Source organism: Actinomycetospora sp. ABD4_176, assembly GCF_056311855.1.
Genome location: NZ_CM149974.1, coordinates 4,393,521 through 4,418,465 on the forward strand (window position 1 = coordinate 4,393,521; position 24,945 = coordinate 4,418,465).

Genomic DNA, 24,945 nt, shown 5'->3' on the forward strand with positions numbered 1-24,945 from the left:
TCAACTCTCCCAGCTCAGTCGTCGATCCTGCTGGCCCGGATCTCGTGGCCCGCGGAGGTCAGGCAGCGACCGGTCTTCAGGTTGAACTTCCAGTTGTGCAGCGTGCAGGTCAGCACGTCGCCGTCGACGGCGCCGAACTTCGACAGGTCGGCCGACAGGTGCGGGCAGCGGGCCTGGACGCGCCAGCCGTCGAGCTCGATGTCGCGGCCGTCGTCGTTCTGCGCGTCGTACCAGTTCTCCACGTAGTCCATCCGCTCCTCGGACAGACACTTGAAGAACGTGTAGAGGTACTCGTTGTACTGGCCGACGCGCGTCGCGGAGAACCGCACCGAGAGGAACAGCGAGTTCGACCAGTCGACCTCGCCGGTGTCGATGTTCGTCTGCACGAGCGTCGCGGGGACGCCCCAGCGGTAGCGGGCCGACTCGCCGTTCCAGACGCGGATCTCCCGGCCGGCGAAGTCGAAGGCCAGCGGGAGCGTGCCGTCCTCGTCGACACCGGGCGTGTCGTCGGGCATGCCCTGCAGGTCCATGCGCACGACGCCGCCGATGCCGTCGCACATGTGGTCGGCGCGCTTCATCAGCGGCTCGATCCACTCCTTGAGCTGGCGCAGGATGTCGGGCTGCGGGGCCGCCCACCGCGCCTTCTGCGCCTCGATCGCCGGGCGCACCCGCTCGGCGAAGTCGCGCAGGTAGCGCTCCTTGTCATCGAAGATCGTCTCGATCTCGGCGTCGCTGATCGGGTGCGTCAGGTCCTCGACGGTCCCGTGGCCGATCTCGGCGGTGGTGCCGGGCAGCAGCAGGTGGCCCTGCTGATCGCTCCCGGCTGAGTGGCCCAGCTCCCGCATCCGCCCCAGGAACTCCCACTGGTCGGTGAAGATCGACTCGCCCTCGACGCCCTCGTAGCCCAGGCCGTTCCACCGGAACAGGTCGTCGTCGAGGAAGCAGGGCGGGCCCGCGGTCGGGAAGATGTGCGGCGCCCCGACCTCGCGGATGTAGCGCATGGCCCGGTCCTCCTGGCCGATGCGCTTGCGGCGGGCGAACTCGCGCTTGGCGGCCTTCGGCAGGTCGTAGACCATCGGCCACCAGATCGCGCCGGAGAACTGCGTGAAGTGGGCGTCGTAGGCGCCGAACTCCAAGAGCTTCGGGATGTCGAGCGGGTGCGCGTCGTTCTGGTTGACGATGCGCGCGGTGCCGTCGTCCAGCGAGAGCGCGGAGTCGCCGATCGGGCCGTCGCCGGGACCCTTCAGCGACGTGATCATGAACCGCAGCCCGCCGTCGAGCTCCTGCGGGACGCCCGTCTCGGTGCGGATGAAGTGCCGGAACCCCAGCGCGCGCAGCTCGTGCTCGAGCTCGTCGGTGGGGTAGTCCGGCAGCAGGACGCGCGCGTCCTTCGAGACGTGGTTGCGCAGGTTGTCCGCGTCGAAGTGGTCGCGGTGCAGGTGGGAGACGTAGAGGTAGTCGCAGTCGCCCAGCGCGTCCCAGTCCAGCTGCGTGTTGTCGGGGAACGGCACCCACGACGCGAAGAACGTCGGGTTCACCCACGGGTCGCACAGCACGCTGCCGGCCGTGGTGTCGAAGCGCATTCCCGCGTGCCCGACTCCGGTCACCCGCACGAGCAGACCACCTCCATGACGTCGCTCATCACCGATTGTCCGTGGTGGCGTGGCCCACGGCCGCCTCGGGTGGGGTATCCCTGACCACGTGACCGCCCTCCCCGTCGATGGTGACCCGATCGCCGCACTGCGTGCCGTCGCCTTCTACCTCGAGCGTGAGCGGGCCGAGACCTACCGGGTGAAGGCCTACCGCTCGGCGGCCGAACGGCTGGCCGAGCTGGACCCCGACGACGTCGCCGCCCGCGCCCGCAACGGCACGCTGACCGACCTCAAGGGTGTGGGCAAGAAGACGGCCGCGGTGGTCACCGAGGTCCTCGACGGCGGCACCTCGGCCACGCTCGCCGAGCTCGAGGCCCGCCACGCCGAGCCGATCGCCGGTGGCGCGGGCATCCGCGCGGCCCTGCGCGGCGACTGCCACACGCACTCGACCTGGTCCGACGGCGGCAGCGACATCCTCGAGATGGCCCGCACCGCCCGCGACCTCGGCCACGGGTGGATGGTGCTCACCGACCACTCCGAGAACCTCACCGTCGCCAACGGCCTGACCCCCGAGCGGCGCCGGCGGCAGTTCGACGTCATCGACGAGGTCAACGCCGAGCTCGCGCCGTTCCGGCTGCTGCGGGGCATCGAGGTCGACATCCTCGAGGACGGCGACATCGACGCCCCGGACGACCTCCTCGAAGAGCTCGACCTCGTCGTCGCCAGCGTGCACTCGAAGCTGCGCGCGCCGAGCGAGCTGATGACCGCCCGCATGGTCGCCGGGGTGTCGCACCCGCTGGTCGACGTGCTCGGGCACTGCACCGGGCGGCTGGTCACCGGCGGGCGCGGCACCCGGCCGCCGTCGACGTTCGACGCCGAGGCCGTCTTCGACGCCTGCATCGAGAACGGCGTGGCGGTCGAGATCAACTCCCGGCCCGAGCGCCTCGACCCGCCGCGGGACCTGCTGCGCCAGGCCCTGGCCACGGGCTGCGAGTTCGTCGTCGACACCGACGCCCACGCGCCGGGCCAGCTCGACTGGCAGCCCTACGGCTGCGAGCGCGCCGAGGAGTGCGAGGTGCCGATCGACCGCATCGTCAACACCCGCTCCGCCGCCGACCTGGCCGCCTGGCGCTCCCGGGGGTAGCGCTCACGAGGCGCCGACCACCTCGCCGGTCTCCAGCACCGACTTGAGGTTCGACAGGATCCCCGGCCAGCCCTGCAAGACCCCGCGCAGCATCTCGCTGTCGGGCACGAAGTCGTCGTGGGTGACGGTCAGCTTCACGGCGCGACCGGCCGGCTCGATGTCGAAGGTGACCTTCGAGCGCTTCTCCTGCTGCAGCTCGGCCAGGCGCTCGTCGCTCCAGCCGAACATCTCCTGCATCTCCGGCTGGTAGTTGTGCCAGGTGTAGGAGAGCCGCCGCGGCGGGTCGGCCTCGAGCACGTGCTGGTCCCAGTCGTGGTGGGGCTCGCCCTGCATCGACCAGAGCACCTTCGAGCCCTCCCGCCAGTCCGAGCTCGGCCCGCCGCCCTCGAAGTACCGGGTGATGAACGCCGGGTCGGTGAGGGCCTGCCAGAGCTTCTCGGGCGTCGTGCGGATGTAGGTCACGTAGACGAAATCGTCGGACATCTCGGTCTCCTCGAGCGCCTGTCGCAGGTCGGCGAGGGTCTGTGCCCGCGCCCTGTCGTACCGCCGGATCCACCGGTCGGCGACGTCGTTGATCGGCGCGGCGTTGAGGTGGTGGTGCTTCTCCCGCCCGTGCCACGAGGTGACCACGAGCCCGGCCGCCTCGAGCACGCCCAGGTGCTTGGCGACGGCCTGCCGCGTCATGTCCAGGCCCTCGCCCAGCTCCCGCAACGACTGGCCGCCGCGGTCGTGCAGGGCGTCGAGCAGCGCCCGCCGGCTCGGGTCGGCGAGGGCGCGGAAGACCTCGTCCATCACCACTCCGATCGAGCAACCATCCGGTTGCACGAGCAACGATAGGCAACTTATAGGTTGCTCGTCAACGGTATGACGGAACCCGTTTGCGGGGTGATCGCGGCGCGCTTAGCGTGGAGGTACACGGGAGAGGAGGTGGTCCAGCGTTGATGAACGACAGGACTCGTGAGGTGTCCGTCAGCTAGTCGCTCGAAGGCCGTGGAATGGCCGGTCCGCGGGCACTGATCCCGCGGCAGGGCGGCCAGCGAATCCAGGCAGGACACCAGCCCCCGGAGCCCTCGACCCTCGTCCAGTCGGGGCCCGGTCGCTCGCGCGACCGGGAAGATGCTCCGGGGGCCGTCCCGTCTCCGGGGCACTTACCAGCGTGCGGCGTGCACCTGGTCGTCGACGCCGAACGACGCGCCGTACGGGGCGTCGAACGTCGAGCCGTAGGGACGCTCGCCGGTCACCGCGGCGCCGGCCGACTCGCCGCGCGGGTCGCCCGCGAAGGGCCGGTCGTCGAGCGCGCTCGGTGCGGCCGGGGCGGCCCAGCCGCCGGAGGCGGGGAACGGCGCGGCCCAGCCGCCGGTCGTGGGCAGGGTGGTCGACCCGGTCCGCGGGGCGTCCTGGGGCGCCTGCGACGGCCGCGCGATCGGCGCCGCAGACCGCGCGTCAGGGGTCGCATCGCGGCGTTCCGGCTCCGGCGGGGCCATGCGCGTCCGGCTCGGGCCCGGGCCGTGCGGGCCGGTGCCCGGCAGACCGCCCTCGGCGACCCACTTGGCCTCCTGCGCGATGCGGTAGGTCTGGCACGGCCAGCTCGCGCGACCCCCGGCGTGGAAGCACTCGCGGCAGCTCTGACGCTCGTCCGGCACGTGCTCGGCGAGCACCTTGCGCCAGACGTCGGGCATCTCGGACATGACCACGGCCATCGACATCTCGGTGGCCTCCTCTCCTGGCGGCCGGCGCGCCGGGTGGTCCAGCGCCCCGTCGGGGCCCGCGGGCTTCCGTGGCGGCGGTCGAGGCGTGCGATCGGGGAGTGCTCGGCCGCTGCTCCGGTCGTGCGTGCCGGAGGTCCGACCTCCGGCGTCTCCTGTTCCTACTCGTTTCCGGCTCGCAGCACGACAGTGACCCGACCGTGACATCCGGTGACGGTGTGTCAGAGCTGGTCCGGCTGCTTCGCTCCGGCGTGTCGAGCCTCTCCCGGTGCTCGGCGGGAGCTCCGCCACTGACCAGGGGAAACGACCGTGGATGTCACCGCGGCTCACCCGTCCGGGACGGGCGACTGCGCCGAGTGGGGTCACGACCACCGAGCGCGTGGGGGTGCCCGCCGTTCCGGGTCGCTCGCCGAACGCCACCCTGGATGCGCTGAACGGACCAATCCTCGTCCTGGCCGGGGCGCTCGCCGGGCCGCCGGGTGCCCCGCGGCTACGCTTCCCTCCGCGGCTCACCACGGCCGCCGGGCCTCTAGCTCAATCGGTCAGAGCTACGGACTTTTAATCCGTTGGTTGTGGGTTCGAGTCCCACGGGGCCCACCACTTCTGACCTGCGAGTATCAAACGGTCTTACCTCGGTCACTACGGCCATCGCGGCTCTCGTGGAGCACATCGTGGAGCACGGCCCGCTGTACGCTCCACGCTGTGGCCGCTGGGAGGGCCCGGCGTAGCGCCCGGCGAAGAACGATCGAGGAGCTGCCGAGCGCCTCGTTGCGCGTGTCCCTCTTCGCTGGCGTCGACCCGTCACCGGCCGTCGCATGTACCTGCGCGAGGTCGTTCCGCCCGGTCCGCGTGCTGCTCGGGACGCGGAGAGAGCGGCGCGCCGGCTCGGGACGCAGCTCGACGAGCGCCGCAGTCCCCGGACCGCGGCGACGGTAGATCACTCCGTGCCGGCCTGAGACGTTGATCGCGTAGGTCGACGTCCGGCCTACCGGGTTTCGCTGACGCGAACGATCATCTTGCCGAGATTCTCACCGTCGAGGATCTGGGACAAAGCGGCGGGTGCCTTCTCGAGGCCGTCGACGATGGTCTCGTCGTAGTGCAGCGTGCCGGCAGCGATGAGTTCGCCGAGGTGGGCACCGGCCTCCGCGACGCGGTCGAGATGGTCGAGCACGAGGAACCCGTGCAGGCTCGCTCTCTGCATGACGAACTGGATGATGTCGTGCTGACCAACTGAGCCGAATTGGTTGTAGGCGGCAATCATGCCACACAACACGACGCGGGCTCCGACGTTGAGGCGCAGGAGGACGGCGTCCATGATCTCGCCTCCGACGTTCTCGAAGTCGAGGTCGATCCCGTGGGGCGTGGCTGCGGCGAGGTCCTCGCGCCAGTCCTGGGCGTGTCGATCGATGCAGCTGTCGAAGCCGAGCGTGTCGACGACGTGGCGACACTTCTGGGGCCCGCCGGCGATGCCCACCACGGTGGCGCCGGCCGCCTTCGCGAGTTGGCCGGCGATCGATCCGACGGCGCCGGCGGCGGCGGAGACGACGACGGTGTCGCCGTTGCGGGGCTTGCCGATGTCCATACCGACGTAGGCGGTGAGTCCCGTGTGCCCGAGGACGCCGGCGAAGGCCGAGGGCGGAGCGGGCAGCGGGTCGGGCAGGGGCAGGAACGGGAACTCGAGCGGGACCAGGCTGGACTCGTTGGTGAGGCAGTACTCCTGCCATCCGGGCCACCCGAGCACGACGGCCCCCTCGGACAGATCGTCGCGACGAGACTTCTCCACCTGCCCGACGCCGACCCCGCGCATGACCTCGCCCAACGGCACGGGCGGCATGTAGCCGCGGTAGTCGCTCATCCACACGCGTGTGGTGGGGTCCACCGACAGGTAGCAGTTGCGTACCAGCGCCTGACCCGGCTCGGGGTCGGGCACGATCTCTTCGACGAGCTCGAGGTCATCTGCGTCTGGCGAGCCCTCGGGTCGACCCTTGAGCCGGTAAGCGCGGTTCACTGTTGCCGACATGACGTCTCCACATGATCGGTCTGGGACAGGACCTGCGTCCGAGCTCGATCAGGAGAAGTTCCATAGGACGAACGGCGTAGAGCCTTCACGGCGCGGGTCGTGTCTTGGAGAGCGCCAAGTGTGACAGTGCGACGGGCTCTCGCCGACCCCTGCCACTCGTATCGAGTACTGAGACGTTCACTGCAGTCACCTTGCGCGATAGGTCGGTGACATCAAGTGTCGATTTTGCAGCCTAGAACGTGACCAATTCAGCGTTGAGGCAGCACGGGCGCCCTTCGGCCTGCTGCGCTCGGTACTGCGGATGGGCTGGATAGTGGTCCTAGCTATGGTGCGCGCGGCGCCGTCGCTGGTGGGCCGCCCCTCGCTTGTTGCGGCCGCGTGTCGCACCACGTGTCGCCCCGCTCGCGGCGTGTCATCAAACTACGTGCGCCAAGACTCAGTCCAAGAGGGCACTTGCCATCGCCCAAGTGGTCGGTCTAGGTGTCGAATACTCCCGCCGACCGAGTGGCGGCCGGCCAGCAGACGGGTGACAAGGCTTCTCCTTTCCTTCACCTGCTGAAGTCGCTGGTTGGACACTCAGTCCGCACGTCGCGCGAGGGAATCGGTCACATTAAGGCCCGCCAACCCGCGTGTCCTTCAGAGTCTTGCGATCGACCAAACGTCTTGAGTGGACGGGAGGAGTTCAGAATGACGATCGAGCTGGTACCGCTCTGCACCATGCGGATCCAACTGCGGCCGCCGACCGAGATCGGCACTGGGCCGGCCGGCACACGGGTGATCTTCGAGGCCGAGAGCGGCACCTTCAAGGGAGACCGGCTTAGCGGCGAGATGACGGGCTCCATGAGCGGGGACTGGCTGATCGTCGGCCCCGAGGGCACCGCCACCCTCGACATCAGAGCAACCTTTCGTACCGACGATGACACCGTCATCTACGCCCAGTACTTCGGCCGCGCCGACGTGTCCAACGGCCTGCAGCCTCCCGTCACGATCTACGTCTCCCCCCGGTTCGAGACTGGCGACGAACGCTACGCCTGGCTCAATCGCATACAGGCTATCGGCAAGGGAGTCGTCCACGAGGACCTGTCTCTCGACTACGAGTGGTACGAGGTGCGCTAGGGCACCCGTCCTGTTCTCCCATGGCGCCCCCTCCGCGAGCGGTGTCGGACGCGACCATCGACATGGACTTCCTTGAAACGTGGAGGGTCAGAAGCGTCAGGTACGAGCTCGGCGAGCGCAACGTGTGAAGCTGGGATCATCACGACCACCGCGTGCTTTCGAGAGAAAGCTGTTGGTGCTGCCGCGTTGATGGAGCCGTGCCGTCGACGAGCGACGCGAAGAAGCCGCCGCGGGGAGCAGGACGAGGAGTGCGCGCAGTGCCTTGGGCGCCAGGTAGATCAGGTTCCCCGAGTAGACCTCCATCATGGCAGTGGTGCTGGAGGTGGGGCCTTGCCGAATGCGCGGGCGTTGCGCGAGGTCGTGGCTCCCTACTTATCGGAGCGGCGGCGAGATGTCGGGGCTGTCAGCGGCTTCTCGTCTCCGCCAGTGCCAAGAAGTCGTGATGGTGGTAGGCGTCGCTGAGCCGCGAGACGGCGGGTTCGACGAGGCGGGCGTCGCGGTCCCAGTGGAGCGGGTGGTCGCCCCAGAAGGTGTCGAAGCGTGTTCTAACCGTCCGTCGCGAGGCGGCTCGTGCCGCGTCCCGGCCGGACGATGGGGAACAGCACGCTTTCGCGGATGGTGCTGCCGGTCAGCATCATGACCATCCGGTCGACGCCCATGCCCAACCCGCCGGACGGCGGCATGGCGTACTCGAGGGCGAGCAGGAAGTCCTCGTCGAGCTCCATCGCCTCGGCGTCCCCACCGGCGGCCAGGAGCGACTGCTCGGTGAGCCGCTTGCGCTGCTCGACCGGGTCGACCAGCTCCGAGTACGCGGTGCCGATCTCGGCGCCGAAGCAGACGAGGTCCCACCGCTCGGCCAGCCGCGGGTCGTCGCGGTGCTGGCGGGTCAGGGGGGACACGTCGGTCGGGAAGTCGCGGTAGAAGGTCGGTTCGAGAGTGCGGTCCTCGACGAGGTGCTCGTAGAGCTCCAGGACGACGGCGCCGCGACCCCAGTTCGGGTCGTAGGGGACCCGGACGCGGTCGCAGTGGCGCCGCAGCTCCTCGACGCCGGTGTCGGCGGTGATCTCCTCGCCCAGCGCGGCGGAGATGGCCGCGTTCACGGTCGTCGCGCGCCAGGTCCCGCCGAGGTCGTACTCACGACCCTGGTGGACGACGACGGTGCCGCCCAGCGCGGCCCGGGCGGCCTGCTGGATCATGTCCTGCACCATCGTCTGCATGGTGTCGTAGTCGCCGTAGGCCTCGTACGCCTCGAGCATGGTGAACTCGGGGTTGTGGGTGGCGTCCGCCCCCTCGTTGCGGAAGTTGCGGTTGAGCTCGAACACCTTCTCCGCGCCGCCGACCATGAGTCGCTTGAGGTACAGCTCGGGAGCGATGCGCAGGTAGAGGCGCATGTCGTAGGCGTTGATGTGGGTGGTGAACGGTCGAGCGTTGGCCCCGCCGTGCACCGGCTGAAGCATCGGGGTCTCGACCTCGAGGTACCCCCGGTCGGTGAGGCACTCGCGTACCGCGTGCACGGCGTCCGACCGCTGGCGCAGCATGCGGCGGGCCGCGCCGTTGACCACCAGGTCGAGGTAGCGCTGCCGGACCCGGGCCTCGGGGTCGGCCAGACCGCCCCGCTTGTCGGGCAGCGGACGGAGGCACTTCGCGGTGATCGACCACGTGGTGGCCAGCACCGACAGCTCCCCGCGGCGGGACGTCCCGACCTCGCCGGTGACGCCCAGGTGGTCACCGAGGTCGACCTGCCGGGCCCAGTCGCGCACGCCGTCGCGGCCGAGCCTGTCGGCCGCGAGGATGACCTGCAGCTGGGTGTCGCCCTCCTGCAGCACGGCGAAGCACAGCCCGCCGAAGTCACGGACGCGCACGACCCGGCCGGTCACCGCCACGCGCTCACCCGTCACCGCGTCCGCCGCGAGGTGCCCGGACCGGGCACGGACGTCGGCGAGGTTCGCGGTGCGCGGGTGGCCGACGGGGTAGGGGTCGACGCCTGCGGCCAGCATCCGGTCGTACTTCGCGAGGCGCACGCGGACCTGCTCGGGCAGCCGGGCGCGGCGGGCCGCGAGCTCCGCCGCGACGGGATCCTCCGCCGCGGCCGGCGACGGCGCCGGGAGCGCGACGACCGGGCCGCCCTCGGCGGCCAGGCCGCGACGCTGCAGCGTCCGCAGGCTCGGGGTGGTCAGGAACCCTTCCGCGGCCGCGGCGGCCAGACCGAGCCGCGGCAGGTCGCGGGCCGCGCGGAAGCACAGGTAGCGCGGGGTCCAGGTCGGCTGGTACTTGGCGTTCGCGCGGTAGAGCGACTCGAGCTGCCACCAGCGCGACCCCAGCACGAGCAGCCGCCGCCACAGTCGGACCACCGGGCCGGCACCGATCCGCTCGCCCTGCTCGAACGCGGCGCGGAACATCGCGAAATTGAGAGAGAGGCGGTCCACCCCGAGGGTGCGCGCCTGCTCGACGAGCGAGGCGACCATGAACTCGGTCAGGCCGTTCTCGGCGGTGCGGTCGCGGCGCATGAGATCCAGGGACAGGCCGTGGCGGCCCCAGGGCACGAACGACAGCAGCGCCCGGAGCTCCCCGGCGCCGTCGAAGCACTCGACCAGGACGCACCGGCCGTCGGCCGGGTCGCCCAGTCGGGAGAGGGCCATCGAGAAGCCGCGCTCGGCGTCGGTGTCGCGCCAGGCGTCGGCACGCTCGACGACCTCCTTCATCTCGTCCGCGGAGAGGTCGGCGTGCCGCCGGACACGGACGGTGTGGCCCGCCCGCTCCACCCGGCTCACGGCCTGGCGGACCACCCGCATCGACCGCCCCTCCATCGAGAACTCCCGCACGTCGAGGACCGCCTCGTCCCCCAGCTCGACGACGCCGAGCCCCAGGCCCGCGTAGGCGCGGGCGCCGCGCTCGCTCGCCCCCATCACCGCCGGCAACCAGCCGTACCGGCGCGCCTCGTCGAGCCAGACCTCGATGGCGCCCGGCCACGCCTCCGGATCGCCGATCGGGTCGCCACTGGCGAGGCTGACGCCGGAGACGACGCGGAAGGTCACCGCGGACTTGCCCGACCTCGAGAACACCGCGGCCTTGTCGCGGCGGGTGGCGAAGTAGCCCAGCGAGTCGTCGTCGCCGTACTGGTCGAGCAGCACCCGCAGGCGCTGCTCGTCGGCGGGGTCGAGTCGGCGGCGGTCCGGCCGGGGCCGGAACAGCACGTACGCGGCGGCCAGCACGGCGAGGGCGCCGAACAGCCCGCACAGGAACGTGACCGCCCGTGGTCCGGCGCCGTCGATGCCCACCGCTCCGGGGTCGCCGAGGCCGCCGAGCACGTAGGTGACGGCCCACCCCCACCGGTCCGACGTGCTGCTCAGCGTGCCCGGGAACAGCGCCAGCAGGCCCCAGCCGAGCAGGGTGCCGAGGAGGACGAGAGCGAGGTAGGTCCCCAGCGCGCGCCACCCGCTGTGCCGCTGGGTCCGCGCGGTGAACCGCGTCCGGGCGACGAGCAGGATCGCGAGCGCCAGGACGCCGAACACCAGCCGCAGCCACGTCCCCGTGCCTCCGACGAGGAGGGTGACCGGGTCGTCCGCGTCGGTGTCGATCGTGAGCTCGACGCCGCCCAGCACGTGGCTCAGCACGACGTAGGCCACGACGAACCACCACGCCGCGCGCATCCGCCGGCGCACGGCGGCGGCGAGGATGCCCAGGAACGTCGCGGTGGCCAGGCTCGGCGGCGCCCCGACCGACACGACCTCGATCGCGGTCCGCAGCCACTCCAGGGGGGCGCGCAGGGGAGGCACGATCGCCGTGACGGCGCAGAAGACCGCGACGAACGCGAGGTAGCCGGCGAGGAGATCCGGCACCCGGTCGGCGAACCGGTCCCACGCCGACCGGCTCGCCGATGTCGTGCCGTCCCGGCGCGCCGCGACGGGCGCCGGCAACGGCGTGCGGGACCCCGTCGCGGGGTGCTCGTCAGCCGTCAGCTCGACCATGTCGTCTCCGAGAGGGTGTCGCGCGCCCCGGCGCGTGTCCCCGGCCGGGCTCCTGCCGTCAGCATGGCGATCGATCGGGTGAGCGGATACAGCGATTTGAGTAGCGTGCTCACGCACCCGGGGGGTCGTCGGCTCCGGCGGAGGACTGGCGGCGCACGATCTGGGCGACGACGCGCAGGAGCATCACGGTCGCGAGGACGAGACCGATCCAGCCGATGGTGACCTGCGCGCTCGTGCCCGGGCGGGGAGCCGCCACGCCCGCGCCGACGAGCAGGACCACCGACACGAGCAGCCCGACCGAGCCGATGGCGGCGAACAGCACCTGGTCCACCCACGCGGTCACCGCGGCCCGTCGCGCCGCGCTGAACTTCTCGACCTCCACGCGCACGAGCCCGGACCGCAGCTGCAGCGCGATGTCCTCGGTGAGGCCGGGCAGGGTGCGCAGGGACGGCAGCGCGCGCAGCAGCGACCGGGCGCCGAACCTCGCGCGCCTCCAGGTGTGGGCGTCGTGGCGCGGGGGCATGCCCGGGTCTCGCGCCGCGACGCCCCGACGCCCGTCCCGTCGACGCCGGGCGAGCCCGAGCCCGCGAAGGAGTGCGACGACATGACCGATACGACGGCGCCGAGGGGCGCGTCCGTCTTCCGCCTGGCCTACCGCAGCAGCCCGACCATGGAGCGTGAGAACCGGCCCGCGGAGCTCGAGGAGATCTTCGAGCTGTCGCGCCGCAAGAACACCGATCTGGGTCTCAGCGGTGCTCTGCTGGTCTGGCAGGACACGTTCGTCCAGGTGCTCGAGGGTGACGAGGCGACGGTGCGGGATCTCTACGCCACCATCGCCGCCGACCCGCGCCACGAGGACGTGGTCCTGCTCGAGGCCGGCACCGTCGACGGCCGCGTGTTCGGTCACTGGTCGATGGCGCACGTCTCCGACGAGGAGGGGGCCGACCTCCCGGCGGCACGCGGCGACGAGGCGTCCGACGTCCCCCATGCGGTGCCCCGGCTCGAGGACGAGCGTCAGGAAGTGGTGCTCGACCTCATGCGGGAGTACGCGAACCCGGACGTCCGGCCGCTCTGACCCGGGCCCACCGGACCAGGGTCACGACCCGCCCACGCGCATCCGTCTCCGGGGCGCGCGTTCGCGAACGGTCCGGCGCGCGTGGCTGGAGAACACCCAGAGCCGCAGGAAGACGAACCGCACCAGACCGACCGCACCGGTCACCGCGGCGATGAGGACCACCTGCGCCCACCAGGCCTCGCCCACCACGGGATCGAGCACGGCGAGGGTGGTGGCGGTGGCCACCCACCCGGCCGCGGCCAGCCCGCCGCCCTCCCACTGCGCTGTCCACCAGCCGATGCGCGCGCCGGCGTGGAAGGTGAGGCGCCGGTGCAGCTCGTTGGCGAGGGCGGACGAGACGACCGCGCCGGACAGGTTGGCCAGCTGGCTGCCCAGCGGCCGCACCAGGAGGAACACCCCGAAGTAGACCAGCGAGCTGATCACGCCGACCGTGACGAAGCGGACGAGCTGGGCCGCCGGGTCGTCGCCGTGCAGCCGGGCCCGGGTGCCGCAGAGCGCGACCTGCCACGACCGCGCCCCCTCCGCACACGGTCGGCACGGGCTCGCAGCGGACACGCGCCCAACCTACGGCGGGGAGCCACCCCGCGGCGGCTGTCGAGAAAGGCGAGCGACGAGGCGGGGGTCAGGCGCTCCAGGCCCGGGCACGCCAGAAGGCGACGAGCACCCGGGCGGCGCGGGCCGGGTCCTCGGCCATCCACCAGTGGCCCAGCTCGTCGAGCACCGCGACCTCGGCCCCGGCCCGCTCCGCGGCGCGCCGGCGGAGCTCCTCGGAGCCGCCGAAGGGGTCGGCGGTGGCGAGGAGGGCGAGGCCCGGGCGAGCCGCCAGCGCCGGCAGTCCGCGGCCGAGCTGGGACATCGCCGGCTGGGCGGCGGAGCGGTAGAGCGCGAGGATGGCCCGCTTCATGTCCTCGTTCTGGGCGCCCGCCATCTGCAGGGCCTCGGCCCGGCCCACGCCGAACCCCTCCAACTGTTCGGCCCGCTGCTCGGGCGTGCCGCCGAGCATCTCCTCGAGGTTGGCCTCGCCCTCGCCGCGCGTCTGCCAGGTCTGCGCGAGGTCGTGCCACACGTAGTCCGGCTCGAACAGCCCCAGCGCGTCGCTGGCCCAGCTGCGTACCAGCTCCGGGCGCGCCATGAGTGCGGTGGCGAGGTGGCCGCCGCCCCAGTCGTGGCCCAGGAGGTCGACGGGCCGGTCGAAGCGCTCGAGCTCGCCGATCAGCCAGTCGCGATAGGCGGTCACGGTCGCGGGGAAGTCGGCGGGCAGCGGCACGCCGAACCCGGGCGGGGAGAGGCGGACGACGTCGTCGACGCCCGCGCGGGCCAGCTCGGCCACGAGCGGGTCCCACAGCGCCGCGCTCTCCGGATTGCCGTGCACCAGTGCCACCGTCATGGCGCCGCATCCTGCTCCCTCGGCGCGGGTGCGGCACGGTCACGCCCCACGCACGAACCGGTGGTCGCGGACCCACCTCAGCCGAAGAAGACGGCGGCCTCGGCGTAGAGGTCGGGGTCGACGAGCTTGAGCTGCTGCGTCGCCTCGTGCAGCGGGACCGTGACGATGTCGGCGCCGCGCAGGGCGGTCATCTGGCCCCACTGGCCCGCCGCGACCGCGTCGATCGCGTGGAGGCCGAACCGGGTGGCGAGCCAGCGGTCGCGTGCGGTGGGGGTCCCGCCGCGCTGGACGTGCCCGAGCACCGTCGTCCGGGCCTCCTTGCCCGTGCGGGCCTCGATCTCGCGCCCCAGCCACTCGCCGACGCCGCCGAGCCGGACGTGGCCGAAGGCGTCCTTGTCCCCGGTGAGCAGCACTTCCTCGCCGTCCTTGGGCATCGCGCCCTCGGAGACGACGACGATCGGCGCGTACTCGAGCCGGAAGCGGCTCTCGACCCACTCGCAGACCTGGTCGATGTCGAAGCGGACCTCGGGGATCAGGATGGCGTTGGCGCCACCCGCCATCCCGGCGTGCAGCGCGATCCAGCCGGCGTGACGGCCCATGACCTCGACGATCAACGTGCGGTGGTGGGACTCGGCGGTGGTGTGCAGGCGGTCGATCGCCTCGACCGCGATGTTGACCGCCGTGTCGAAGCCGAAGGTGTAGTCGGTGCCCGACAGATCGTTGTCGATCGTCTTCGGCACCCCGACGACCCGGACGCCGGCGTCGTGGAGCTCGCTCGCGACGCCGAGGGTGTCCTCCCCGCCGATCGCCACGAGGGCGTTCACCCCGAGGTCCTGGAGGTTCTTCTTGATGCGACCGACCCCGTTCTCGATGGCGAAGGGGTTGGTCCGCGACGACCCGAGGATCGTGCCGCCGCGCGGGAGCAGGCCGCGCACGGCCGGGATGTCGAGCGGGCGGGTGATCGCCTCGAGAGGGCCGCGCCAGCCGTCCCGGAACCCGAGGAACTCGTAGCCGTACTCGGGGACGCCGCGCCGCACGATCGCCCGGATCACGGCGTTCAGACCGGGACAGTCGCCGCCGCCTGTGAGGATGCCCACGCGCATGACCGGAGGTTCCCACGACAGGGGTGGTCGGGTGTAGCAGGCCCTGACCGGGCTTCGCGTCGGGCCGGCGGGGCCGTGATCGAGCGCTGCGCGTCGTCAGCGCGGGGACCTCGGAGCGGGGTACGTCGTCACCGCCCGGGCGGCGATCCGGGCCATCGTCTCGACGAGCTGGATGCCGGCGTCCTTGCTGGGCTGGTGCTCGGTGAGGACGGCGAGAAGGACGACACGGCCCGTCACGGTGACGATGCCGACGGAGCCGACGACCCAGCGTCCGTCGTCCGCGTCGACCGGCGTCCACCCGTTCTTCAGGGCGGTGGTCGTCCCCGGGTCGGCGGCCGCGCTGACCCCCCAGCGTTGCTCGTCGATGACGGTGGTCATCAGGTCGCAGGCGAAGCGGCGGGAGTCCGCGTCGAGGGGCCCCGGCGCGTGCAGGGCGGCGAGCAGCGCGAGCCGGTCGGACGCCGGTGTCGTGCTGCTGCCCCAGTGATCGACGAGCTGGGTGGCGCGTACGCCGAGACGACGGTGGGCCGCGTCCAGCACCGGCACCCCGCCCAGGTCCTCCCACAGACGCGAGGCGGCGTCGTTGTCGCTCTGCCGGATCATCAGGGCGGCCAGCTCCCGCGTTTCGGCGGACGGCGCCCGTCCGTCGTCCTGACTCTGCAGCAGCAGGGTCTCCAGGATGTCGAGCTTCACCACGCTGGCGGTCCGGATCGGGGTGTCGGCGGCGTAGCCGAACGACCGTCCTGTCGCGACGTCGAGCGCGGCGACCGAGACGTGGCCGACCGACGGCCCGGTCACGAGACGATCGATCGCCGCGGTCGCGGCATCCGTCGCGGCGGCCGGGTCGACGACCGGCACGGGCGGACCCGAGTGGGCCGCGCGGGGCGGGCTGCTGCTCGATATGGGAGCAGGACCCGGCGCCGGACCGACGTCGTTGGTGGCCGTCACGACGAGCACGCCCAGCACCAGCGCGAGGAGGGCCCCGCGACGCCGGCGTCCCCGCGACCGGCGCCGTGGGACCCCGGGAAAGGGTGGGACCGGTGCGACCGTGGACACGCCGCGCGCGGGCCGCGGCGGCGGTGGGACGGTCGTGGGCGCCGGAGATCGTCGTGCCGGGCCCAGCGGCACGGTGGGCGGATCGCGCCGCCGGTGAGACTCGGAGGTGGTCACGTCACCAGGCCGTCGTCGCCGCGGGGCGGCACGGTCGCCGAGCGGCCCGGTAGGCGGACAGGAACGCGACGAGCTCGGGGATGGCCTGCCCGACGGCGTGGGCGGCCGGCACCTGAGCAGGCGTGTAGCCGTGACGCCCGAGCAGCTCACCGAGCTCGACCAGGAAATGAACCGACGGGAACTCGTCGGGATGGCGGACCATGGCGGTCACCGTGGAGCGACGTCCGGACGCGGTCACGTCGCCACGCCGTGGAGCCGGGGCCGTGGGTCCGGATCGCGTGGAGCCGGCGCCGCCACCGGGACTGCCCACCCCGGCTCGGCGCGGACTCACCCGGCGGACGCGACGAGGGGTGGCCCACCGCGGTGGGCCACCCCTCGCCGACTCCTCGTCCGTCCTCGCCGTGTCCGGCCCCGACCCCGCCGCGTCTCGCTGTGCTCTGCGGTGGCCTGGCTGCCGCACCCGAGGAGGTGGTGGCTGCCGCCGGCCCGAGAGCCAGAGGTCGGTGGGCAACCACGGAGAACGGTAGGGGCCGCGACCAGGGCCCGTCCGAGCTCGTCGCGGAAGTACTTTCCGGGAGGGACGTTGACCGGCAGAGCTCCCGGAGCCTCAGAGCGGTGGGGTCGCCTCCCTCAGCAGCCCACGCGTGACGAGCTCGACGCCCTCGACCGTGATGTGGTGCGCCCGCCCCGAACCCCCGGTCACCCGGCTCCCGCTGCGGACCTCCACGGTCGGTGCGGTCGTGTCCTCCGCCCACCGGCAGGCGAAGCCGCCATACATGCCGGGCACCCCGACCCACATCGTCGCCCCCGGGTGCTCCAACAGCGGTCCGAGCTGCGGGGGCCGCAGGCGGCGGCCCAGCCGCCGGGTCCGCACCTCGACCAGCGCCCGCAGGAAGATCTCGAGATCGGTGATCGTCTCGTCGTCCACCGCGACCGGCTCGGGACGGAGACGCTCGGCGAGCTCGGTGCGCCCGAGCCGGCGCGCCAGCGCCTCGGCGGTCTCCCCGTCCGCGCTGCGCAACGTGCGCCAGGCCCCGCGCGCGACGAGGTCGTCGACGACGTCGGGGTGGGCGCCCTGCAGCGCCGCGTGGTGCAGCGGCGCCAGCCCGCTGTCGTCCCCGGCGCGGAAGGCGTTGGCGCTCAGCGTGGCGGGCAGGTCGTCGTCGGTGCGGTCGAGCAGTGTGGCGACGTGCGCCCAGTGGCCCTCCTCGACGGCGTCGGAGAGGGCGTCGCGCAGGGCGAGGACCTCGGGCGGGAGGTCGGAGCGTTCGAGGACGGAGTCCCACGGGAGTCGCGTCGCGGCCGGAGCAGGGCGGACCATCGGACCTACCTTCTCCCACAGCCGACGATCTGTCAGTCCTCTGGTCGGAGGGGTCGGTTGCTCGCCCGGGGACGGCGAGGATCGCGACGCCCACCGGCGGGGTGGAGTGCCCGCCGGTGAGCGCCGCGAGGTCTCACATGCCGAGCGACTGCAGGGCCGAGGCGTTGGCCGCGCTGATCGGGTCGCTATCGGTGGCGCCCTCGGTGGCGCCCTCGGTGGCGCCCTCGGTGGCGCCCTCGGTGGCGCTCTCGGTGGCGCCCTCGGTGGCGCCGTCGTCGGTGGCGTCCTCGTCGGTGGCGTCCTCGTCGGTGGCGCCGTCGTCGGTGGCGTCCTCGTCGGTGGCGCCGTCGTCGGTGGCGTCCTCGTCGGTGTCGTCCTCGTCGGTGTCGTCACCATCGGCGGGGATGACCTCGGGGGCCTCCGGGCCGCCGATGTTGACGTCAGCGGTGTTGCCGCTGAGGTTCCCGTTCAGGATGTCGTTGCAGACGATGTTGCCGACGTTCGCGCCGCCGACCGGGGCCTGGGTGAGCAGGTTCCCGCCCAGGGCGTCACCGGCGATGCCGCCGTTGGCCTCGGCGCTGCCGCCGGTGACGTTGCACGACGACCCGGCGTCGCCGTGGTGGCCCTCGTGGGCCGACTCGTGGGCGGAGGCCAGCGGCGCGGCCGCCGTCAGGCTCGCGGCCACACCGATGGTCACGGCACCGAACTTCTTGAGCATGTCTCTCCTCGTTCAGGACGGACTTGAGGTCGAGACGAAGAGCCCGCTCGCCTGTCGCGAGCGCAAACACGATGAACCCCCCGCCCGCCACCACCGGCGAGGTGATCACGCGCGTGTCGTGGACGTGATCACTTCCGGGATGGCGCAGCGGGCCCAACGAAGCGCCCGCCGCTCGGTCACGAACAGATAACGGGACGGTTGCGGTCGTCAGAACCCGGACTCACACGACGTGCTCGTCGTCGCGGTTCAGCACGCGCCGCGATCACTCGATCAGGGCATGCCGGGACGGGTCCGATGCGACCCCGCGCGATGTTTCGCGCGGGGTACGAGCACTCGCCGTCGCTGGTGCGGGTGAACCCGTGAACGGAGACGCGGCGCGCCGCGTCCGAGCCCGCCGCCCCACCCGACCGCGCGGGAGCGGTCAGGCCGTCGCCCACCCGGAGACGGCGGCGAGGGCCTGCCTGTCGGCCGGGCCGATGCCCGGCTCGGCGGCGGCCTTGTCCACCGCGGCCCGGCGCTCCTCCGGGTCGGGGGACGTCAGCGCGTGGACGTGGTCGACGAGGGTCCAGAGGTAGCCCTTGGGGTCGCGGCGACCGCCGGGCTTCCGACCGAGCGCGGCCCGCAGGGTCTTGACCGAGGGCTTCTCGGCCTCGGGCAGGAACTGCGCGTCGACGCCGCGCAGGAGGCGGTCCAGATCCGACTCCGCCAGGCGCCCGTCCTCGGCGAGCGCGGCGAGGGACGCGAGGACCTTGGCGCGGCTGCCGCTGGCGGCGTCGTCGTCGACCATCGCGCACCAGGTCACGACCGTGCCCACGGTGCTCGCGGTCTCCGGGTCGAGGGTGCCCTCGCGCCACCACTCGCCGAGCGTGCCGGCCCAGGGACGGCGGTCGTCGCGGTCGTCCGAGGACAGCGCGTGGAGGAGCTGGCGGAGTCGCTCGGTCTCAGGTGTCGCTGGCATCGCGGTGATCCTGACAGCGGATCCCCGGCACAGGAAGCCTCCGACCCGACGACCCGTGCCCCGGCGCGGAGCCGGCCGCCGGCGCCACGGGCCGGGAGGCGCCGGGCCGGGCGCCGTCACGGCGGGGAGACGCTGACCGGGAGAGGGGCGGTCTCGCCGGCTCATGACGTTGAACCGGCGAGACCTGGATCGACGATCGGCCCGCGGGCGCCCTGTCGACCTGGCGCGATGGTCCCCGGTCGATGCGTCGAGCTAACGTTCGTCGACCCCCGGTCCCGGACGCACGACGGCCCCGGACCGACGCGCGGTCCGGGGCCGTGTGCGGGTGGCCGGCTACTGCTGCTTGCGCTGGTCGGCTTCCTTCTTGTCCGCCTGGGCGCGAGCCTTCTCGGCCTCGGCCTCCTTCTGGCGGGCGGTGTCCTCGGCGTCGGCCTTCTTCTGCTGCTCCTGGCCCTCGCGGGCCCAGTCGTCCTGGCCCGTGATGGCGCCGACGGCCTCCTTGGCGCGCCCCTTCAGGTCCTCGGCGGAGGTGTCCTCCGGCACGGCTGCCTCCTTCGTCGAGCGAGTCGTGGACGACCGCGGACCTACCCGATCGTCAGCTCCCCTCACACCTGCGCGCCTGAGAACGGTCGGTGGGCCGTTCGGGGCAGACGCGCCACCCGTCCGGGGAGGTGCCCCGACCGTTCGTCGTGCCGGACCCGGACCTTGGGCGGACGGAGGGTCGGGGCCTCTCAGCTCCGGGGGCGCGCCCGCGGGTGGCCCCTAGCGTCGCGGCGTCGATCGACGACCAGGGAGGTGTCGCCCGTGGCGACCGACGTCGCGGAGAGTGCGGGATCGGCCGAGCCGGCGGCGGCGGGGACGGCGGACGACCCGCGCGTCACCACCGAGCTCGCCGTCACCGGGATGACGTGCGGCACGTGCGCGGCGCGCATCCAGCGGCGGCTCGGGCGCCTGCCCGGGGTCGAGGCGAGCGTGAACTACGCGAGCGGCCGCGCCCGCGTCACGCACCCGCCCGAGCAGGACCCCGACGAGCTCGTCGCCGCGGTCACCGCGATCGGGTTCGGCGCCTCCCCGGTCGCCCCCCTCGTCCCGGCCTCCGTGCCGTCGCCGCGGCCGTCGTCGGAGCGCGCCACCACCCGCGCGACGACGCCCGACGCGGACGCCCCCGACCCCGAGCTCGGCGAGCTGCGCCACCGCGCCCTGGTGTGCCTGGCGCTGACGCTGCCCGTCATCGCGGTCGCGATGAACCCCGACTGGCAGTTCCGGTACTGGCAGTGGTTCTCGCTCGTGCTCACCGCGCCGGTCGTCATCTGGGGTGGCTGGCGGTTCCACCGGGCGGCGGCGAAGAACCTGCGCCACCTCGCCGCGACGATGGACACGCTGGTCTCGGTCGGGACGCTCGCGGCCTTCGGCTGGTCGTTGTGGACGCTCTTCGTCGGCGGCGCGGGGCTCGGCGGCATGCGCCACGGGCTCTACCTCCTCCCGCAGCCCGACCAGTTCGACGGCGCGCGCACGATCTACCTGGAGACCGCCGCGGCGATCACCACCGCGGCCCTGCTCGGGCGGTGGATCGAGCGCCGCGGGCGACGCCGCGCCCTCGGGGTGTCGGCGGCCCTCATGGCCCCGCCGGCGGCGGAGGCGCGCGTCGTGGTCGGTGACCGCGAGCTGCCGGTGCCCGTCGAGGGCGTGCAGCCCGGCGACCGGGTGGCCGTCGCGGCGGGCGAACCGTTCCCGCTGGACGGGCGGGTCGTCGAGGGCCGCTCGAGCGTCGACGCGGGCGCGATGACCGGCGAGTCGACGCCGGTCGACGTCGGGCCGGGCGACGAGGTGCTCGCGGGCACCCGCAACGAGACCGCGCGCGTCGTCGTCGAGACCACCCGGGCGTCCGGGGACACCCAGTGGGCCCGGATGGCGCGCCGCGTGGAGGAGGCGCAGGCCGGCAAGACCGCGATCCAGCGCCTCGCCGACCGCATCTCGGCGTGGTTCGTGCCGGTCGTGATCCTCGTGGCCGTCAACACGCTGCTCTTCTGGGGCGTCGCCGGCGCCGGGTGGGGCTTCGCGATCGCGGCCGGGATGGCGGTGCTCGTCGTCGCCTGCCCCTGCGCGCTGGGCCTCGCCACGCCCACCGCGCTCGCCGTCGCCACGGGCCGCGGCGCCCAGCTCGGCATCCTGCTGCGCGGCCCCGAGGTGCTCGAGTCGAGCCGGCGGATCGACACCATCGTGCTCGACAAGACCGGCACCGTGACCACCGGCCGCATGACCCTGCGCGCGGTCCACACGACCCCCGACACCGGTCGCGAGGAGGTGCTCGCCCGGGTCGGCGCGCTGGAGGCGGAGCTCGAGCACCCCGTGGCGCGGGCGATCGCCGCCGCGGCGCGCGACGAGCTCCCGCCGCGCACGGTCGAGGTCCGCGACGTGGCGGCCCTCGACGGGCTGGGCGTCGCCGGCACCGTCGACGGCGTCCCGGTGCTGGCCGGGCGCCGGCGGCTGTTCGACTCCCGCGGCGTGGCCGTGTCCGCGGACCTGGCGCGCGCCCTCGACGCGGCCGCGTCCCACGGCGCGACGACCGTGCTCGCGGCCTGGGACGACGGGTCGGGCGCGCTGGTCGCCCGCGCGGTGCTCGAGGTGGCCGACGGCGTGCGCGAGGGCTCCGCCGAGGCCGTCGCGCAGATGACGGCCCGCGGCCTGCGCCCGGTCCTGCTCACCGGCGACAACCCGGCCGCGGCCGCCGCCGTCGCCGCCGAGGTGGGTATCGCCGCCGACGACGTGGTCGCCGAGGTGCTGCCGACCGAGAAGGCCGACGAGATCCGCCGGCTCCAGGAGCAGGGCGCGACCGTCGCCATGGTCGGCGACGGCGTCAACGACGCCGCCGCGCTCGCCCAGGCCGACCTCGGGGTGGCGATGGGCACCGGTACCGCCATGGCCATCGAGGCCGGCGACGTCACGCTCGTGCGCGACGACCTGCGCGCGGTGCCCGTCGCCCTGCGCCTGGCCCGCCGCACGCTGGGCACCATCCGCGGCAACCTGTTCTGGGCGTTCGCCTACAACGTCGCCGCGCTGCCGCTCGCCGTCGCGGGCCTGCTCAACCCGATGATCGCCGGCGTGACGATGGCGCTGTCGAGCGTCTTCGTCGTCGCCAACAGCCTGCGCCTGCGCCGCTTCCGCGCCTGAGCGTTTCCGCGCGCCCCGGATCGGCAACGCCGCACTGTCGTCCGTCGGAGGGGTTGCTCGTCGGGAGGGGTGTGCAGGTGTCGCAGGATCCGCAGGAGCTCGCCAAGTCAGTGTCCGAGGTGGCGTCGCGGGACGGGCGCCGGCTCGCGATCGTCGAGTCGCTGACCGGCGGGCTGGTGTGCAGTGACCTCGCGGCGTCACCGGGCTCGAGCGAGTGGTTCCGCGGCGGGGTCGTCGCCTACGACCGCACCACCAAGCACGGCGCGCTGGGCGTCCCGGACGGCCCCGTGGTCTCGGAGCCGGCGGTGCGCACGATGGCCGAGAAGGCCGCGGAGCTGCTGGGCGCGGACCTGACCCTCGCGGTCAGCGGCGCCGGCGGTCCCGAGCCGCAGGACGACCAGCCGCCGGGCACCGTGTGGTTCGCCGTCACCGACAAGGGCGAGACCGAGGCCTGGCTCGAGCAGACCGAGTCCGACGACCCGCAGGACGTCCTGCGCTTCACCCGCGAGCGCTCCCTGAAGGCCCTGCTGGACCACCTGGAGAAGTAGCGGATCATGGTGGCGTGGTGGACCACGTCGTCTGGGACTGGAACGGCACGTTGCTCGCCGACGTGCACCTCGTCGTCGACGCCACGGCGGCGAGCCTCGCCGCGGTCGGCGTCGACACGGAGATGGACCTCCGGCGGTACCGCTCGATGTTCCGGCGCCCGCTGCGGACGTTCTACTCCGACGTCGTGGGGCGCAGCGTGGACGACGCGGAGTGGGCGCGGGTGAACGCCGCGTTCGGCGAGCACTATCTGGACCGCGAGCCGGCGCTGCCGCTGGCCGACGGGGCCCTCGACGCGCTGGAGCGGTTCGCCCGCGCCGGGTGCGGTCAGTCGGTGCTGAGCATGCTCGGCCACGACGCGCTGCATGTGACCCTCGGGCGGCGGGGCCTGCACGACCGGTTCGTCCGCGTCGACGGCGACCACCACCACGACGGGCGGAGCAAGGCGGCCGCGCTCGCGGAGCACCTCGACGTCCTGGGGCTCGACCCGGCGCACGTCGTGCTCGTCGGCGACACGCTCGACGACGCGGCCGCGACCGCGGCGGTCGGGAGTGCCTGCGTGCTCGTCGCGGAGCACTCCACCCACCACGCCGCGGACCTGCGCACGGTCGCCCCGGTCGTGGACACGTTGCCCGAGGCGGTCGAGCACGTGCTGGCGTTGCGCCGATCCGCGTCCTCCTCGTCGTAGTCTGCCCCCGTGGCCCTGCCGTCCGAACCGTCCCCGGTGCCCGCGTACGACCGCGTGGTCCTCGTCTACAACCCGCAGAGCAGCGGGGACGGCGAGCAGCGCGCCGAGGACGCGCGGGCGACGCTGGCCGAGCAGGCACCGCACCTCGCGGTCACGGCGGTGCCGACGCAGTACCCGGGGCACGCGCGGGTGATCGCCGAGGAGGAGGCGCGCGCGGGGCGGACGCTGGTGGTCTCGGTGTCGGGCGACGGCGGCTACAACGAGGTCGTGCAGGGCGTCATGGCCGCGGGCGACGGTGCGACATCGGGCGCGGTCGCCGCGGTGCTGCCGGCGGGCAACGCCAACGACCACCGGCGGGCCACCCGCGAGCGCCCGCTGACGGACGCGATCGCGGCGGGCGACGTGCGCCGGATCGACCTCATGCGCGTCGCCATCGCCGGTGAGGAGCGGACGCGCTGGGCGCACTCGTACTTCGGGCTGGGGATCACGCCGACCGTCGCCCTCGAGATCGAGCGCCGGGGCAAGGGCTCGCTGCGCGAGATCGTCACGACCGTGCGGGCGTTCTCGCGGTTCCGTCCGTTCGCGGTCGACGTGCACGGCCCCGGGGACATGACGGGGCCGCGCCGCTTCGACAGCCTGATCCTCGCCAACACCACCGAGATGGCGAAGTACGTGACGCTCTCCGACGGCGACCCGGCCGACGGACGGTTCGAGGTCATCACGCTGCCCCACCGCTCGAAGCTGCGGCTGCTCGCGTACGCGGTGCGCGCCGCCGTGTCGGGACTGGGCCCGCAGCCGCGCACGGACCGCTTCGCGTTCACCACCCTCAAGCCGATGCCGGTGCAGCTCGACGGGGAGGTGCTCGACCTGCCCGCCGACCGGGCGGTCACCGTCGAGATCGCGCAGCACGCGCTGGCGACGGTGGTGTGACGCTCGAGGAGGCCCGCGCGGAGGCGGCGGCGCGGGTCGCGGCGCTCACCGCGCAGCTCGCGGGGATCGTCGAGACGGCGTCGGCGAGCTCCGGGGACGACGAGCACGACCCCGAGGGCCAGACGATCGCCTACGACCGCGCCCAGGTCGCCGCGCTGCTCGCCGCCGCGCGCCACGACCTCACCGAGATCGACGCCGCGCGGGCCCGCGTCGACGCCGGCACCTACGGCGTCTGCGAGCGCTGCGGGCGCCCCGTCGCCCCCGAGCGCCTCGAGGCCCGCCCGGCCGCCCGCACCTGCGTGGCCTGCGCCGACCGTCGTACGTGAGCACTT

General features: G+C 73.1%; 23 protein-coding genes and 1 tRNA gene. 9 read left to right on the forward strand and 15 right to left on the reverse strand.

Annotated features, from left to right (window positions below):
* Positions 1–14: 14 nt before the first annotated feature.
* Positions 15–1,613, reverse strand: coding sequence for a Rieske 2Fe-2S domain-containing protein (locus ACYX4T_RS21210; RefSeq protein ID WP_476011243.1), 1,599 nt, complete (start codon positions 1,611–1,613; stop codon positions 15–17).
* Positions 1,614–1,701: 88 nt separating this feature from the next.
* Between ACYX4T_RS21210 and ACYX4T_RS21215 the strand changes: the two genes are divergently transcribed.
* Positions 1,702–2,736: a PHP domain-containing protein gene (locus ACYX4T_RS21215; protein WP_476011244.1), complete on the forward strand. Its 1,035-nt coding sequence runs from the start codon at positions 1,702–1,704 to the stop codon at positions 2,734–2,736.
* A 3-nt stretch (positions 2,737–2,739) separates the two neighbouring features.
* Here the strand turns inward: ACYX4T_RS21215 and ACYX4T_RS21220 are convergent, their stop codons facing one another.
* Complete coding sequence (locus ACYX4T_RS21220) at positions 2,740–3,528, reverse strand: ArsR/SmtB family transcription factor (protein WP_476011245.1); 789 nt, start codon at positions 3,526–3,528, stop codon at positions 2,740–2,742.
* A 356-nt stretch (positions 3,529–3,884) separates the two neighbouring features.
* Positions 3,885–4,442: a hypothetical protein gene (locus tag ACYX4T_RS21225; protein WP_476011246.1), complete on the reverse strand. Its 558-nt coding sequence runs from the start codon at positions 4,440–4,442 to the stop codon at positions 3,885–3,887.
* Positions 4,443–4,965: 523 nt separating this feature from the next.
* Here ACYX4T_RS21225 and ACYX4T_RS21230 point away from each other — a divergent pair.
* A tRNA-Lys gene (locus ACYX4T_RS21230) sits at positions 4,966–5,042 on the forward strand.
* 385 nt (positions 5,043–5,427) lie between these two features.
* Here the strand turns inward: ACYX4T_RS21230 and ACYX4T_RS21235 are convergent.
* Positions 5,428–6,462 carry an NADP-dependent oxidoreductase gene (locus ACYX4T_RS21235; protein ID WP_476011247.1) on the reverse strand — a complete coding sequence of 345 codons (1,035 nt, stop codon included), beginning with the start codon at positions 6,460–6,462 and terminating at the stop codon, positions 5,428–5,430.
* Positions 6,463–7,149: 687 nt separating this feature from the next.
* On the opposite strand from ACYX4T_RS21235, the gene ACYX4T_RS21240 reads away from it, so the two are divergent.
* Positions 7,150–7,578: a DUF3237 domain-containing protein gene (locus tag ACYX4T_RS21240; RefSeq protein ID WP_476011248.1), complete on the forward strand. Its 429-nt coding sequence runs from the start codon at positions 7,150–7,152 to the stop codon at positions 7,576–7,578.
* 545 nt (positions 7,579–8,123) lie between these two features.
* Here ACYX4T_RS21240 and lysX read toward each other — a convergent pair.
* Positions 8,124–11,546, reverse strand: coding sequence for a bifunctional lysylphosphatidylglycerol synthetase/lysine--tRNA ligase LysX (gene lysX / locus ACYX4T_RS21245; RefSeq protein WP_476011249.1), 3,423 nt, complete (start codon positions 11,544–11,546; stop codon positions 8,124–8,126).
* Between the two features lie 109 nt (positions 11,547–11,655).
* Complete coding sequence (locus tag ACYX4T_RS21250) at positions 11,656–12,069, reverse strand: hypothetical protein (protein ID WP_476011250.1); 414 nt, start codon at positions 12,067–12,069, stop codon at positions 11,656–11,658.
* 81 nt (positions 12,070–12,150) lie between these two features.
* Between ACYX4T_RS21250 and ACYX4T_RS21255 the strand changes: the two genes are divergently transcribed.
* Positions 12,151–12,621 carry a BLUF domain-containing protein gene (locus ACYX4T_RS21255; protein ID WP_476011251.1) on the forward strand — a complete coding sequence of 157 codons (471 nt, stop codon included), beginning with the start codon at positions 12,151–12,153 and terminating at the stop codon, positions 12,619–12,621.
* Between the two features lie 21 nt (positions 12,622–12,642).
* Here ACYX4T_RS21255 and ACYX4T_RS21260 read toward each other — a convergent pair whose 3' ends face one another.
* The 9 genes from ACYX4T_RS21260 to ACYX4T_RS21300 all read right to left on the reverse strand — a co-directional run bounded on the left by ACYX4T_RS21260 (position 12,643) and on the right by ACYX4T_RS21300 (position 19,821).
* Complete coding sequence (locus tag ACYX4T_RS21260) at positions 12,643–13,176, reverse strand: GtrA family protein (protein ID WP_476011252.1); 534 nt, start codon at positions 13,174–13,176, stop codon at positions 12,643–12,645.
* A gap of 67 nt (positions 13,177–13,243) precedes the next feature.
* Positions 13,244–14,008, reverse strand: a complete 765-nt coding sequence (locus tag ACYX4T_RS21265) for an alpha/beta fold hydrolase (RefSeq protein ID WP_476011253.1) — start codon at positions 14,006–14,008, stop codon at positions 13,244–13,246.
* A 77-nt stretch (positions 14,009–14,085) separates the two neighbouring features.
* Positions 14,086–15,111, reverse strand: a complete 1,026-nt coding sequence (locus ACYX4T_RS21270; RefSeq protein ID WP_476011254.1) for a 6-phosphofructokinase — start codon at positions 15,109–15,111, stop codon at positions 14,086–14,088.
* Between the two features lie 96 nt (positions 15,112–15,207).
* Entirely contained in the window at positions 15,208–16,077 is an 870-nt protein-coding gene (locus ACYX4T_RS21275) for a serine hydrolase (RefSeq protein WP_476011255.1), read from the reverse strand.
* A 205-nt stretch (positions 16,078–16,282) separates the two neighbouring features.
* Complete coding sequence (locus ACYX4T_RS21280) at positions 16,283–16,483, reverse strand: hypothetical protein (protein WP_476011256.1); 201 nt, start codon at positions 16,481–16,483, stop codon at positions 16,283–16,285.
* A gap of 405 nt (positions 16,484–16,888) precedes the next feature.
* Positions 16,889–17,602 carry a hypothetical protein gene (locus tag ACYX4T_RS21285; protein WP_476011257.1) on the reverse strand — a complete coding sequence of 238 codons (714 nt, stop codon included), beginning with the start codon at positions 17,600–17,602 and terminating at the stop codon, positions 16,889–16,891.
* A gap of 133 nt (positions 17,603–17,735) precedes the next feature.
* Entirely contained in the window at positions 17,736–18,320 is a 585-nt protein-coding gene (locus tag ACYX4T_RS21290; RefSeq protein WP_476011258.1) for a hypothetical protein, read from the reverse strand.
* Between the two features lie 421 nt (positions 18,321–18,741).
* On the reverse strand, positions 18,742–19,278 hold the full coding sequence (locus ACYX4T_RS21295) for a hypothetical protein (protein WP_476011259.1): 537 nt from the start codon (positions 19,276–19,278) through the stop codon (positions 18,742–18,744).
* Positions 19,279–19,611: 333 nt separating this feature from the next.
* Positions 19,612–19,821: a microaggregate-binding protein 1 gene (locus tag ACYX4T_RS21300; RefSeq protein ID WP_476011260.1), complete on the reverse strand. Its 210-nt coding sequence runs from the start codon at positions 19,819–19,821 to the stop codon at positions 19,612–19,614.
* Positions 19,822–20,181: 360 nt separating this feature from the next.
* On the opposite strand from ACYX4T_RS21300, the gene ACYX4T_RS21305 reads away from it, so the two are divergent.
* The 5 genes from ACYX4T_RS21305 to ACYX4T_RS21325 all read left to right on the forward strand — a co-directional run bounded on the left by ACYX4T_RS21305 (position 20,182) and on the right by ACYX4T_RS21325 (position 24,939).
* Positions 20,182–22,449, forward strand: coding sequence for a heavy metal translocating P-type ATPase (locus tag ACYX4T_RS21305; protein WP_476015335.1), 2,268 nt, complete (start codon positions 20,182–20,184; stop codon positions 22,447–22,449).
* 77 nt (positions 22,450–22,526) lie between these two features.
* Positions 22,527–22,997 carry a CinA family protein gene (locus ACYX4T_RS21310; protein ID WP_476011261.1) on the forward strand — a complete coding sequence of 157 codons (471 nt, stop codon included), beginning with the start codon at positions 22,527–22,529 and terminating at the stop codon, positions 22,995–22,997.
* Between the two features lie 14 nt (positions 22,998–23,011).
* Positions 23,012–23,683: an HAD family hydrolase gene (locus ACYX4T_RS21315; RefSeq protein ID WP_476011262.1), complete on the forward strand. Its 672-nt coding sequence runs from the start codon at positions 23,012–23,014 to the stop codon at positions 23,681–23,683.
* Positions 23,684–23,692: 9 nt separating this feature from the next.
* Positions 23,693–24,613 carry a diacylglycerol/lipid kinase family protein gene (locus ACYX4T_RS21320; protein ID WP_476011263.1) on the forward strand — a complete coding sequence of 307 codons (921 nt, stop codon included), beginning with the start codon at positions 23,693–23,695 and terminating at the stop codon, positions 24,611–24,613.
* Entirely contained in the window at positions 24,610–24,939 is a 330-nt protein-coding gene (locus tag ACYX4T_RS21325; RefSeq protein WP_476011264.1) for a TraR/DksA family transcriptional regulator, read from the forward strand. Before ACYX4T_RS21320 ends, ACYX4T_RS21325 begins: the two co-directional genes overlap by 4 nt.
* Positions 24,940–24,945 lie beyond the last annotated feature (6 nt).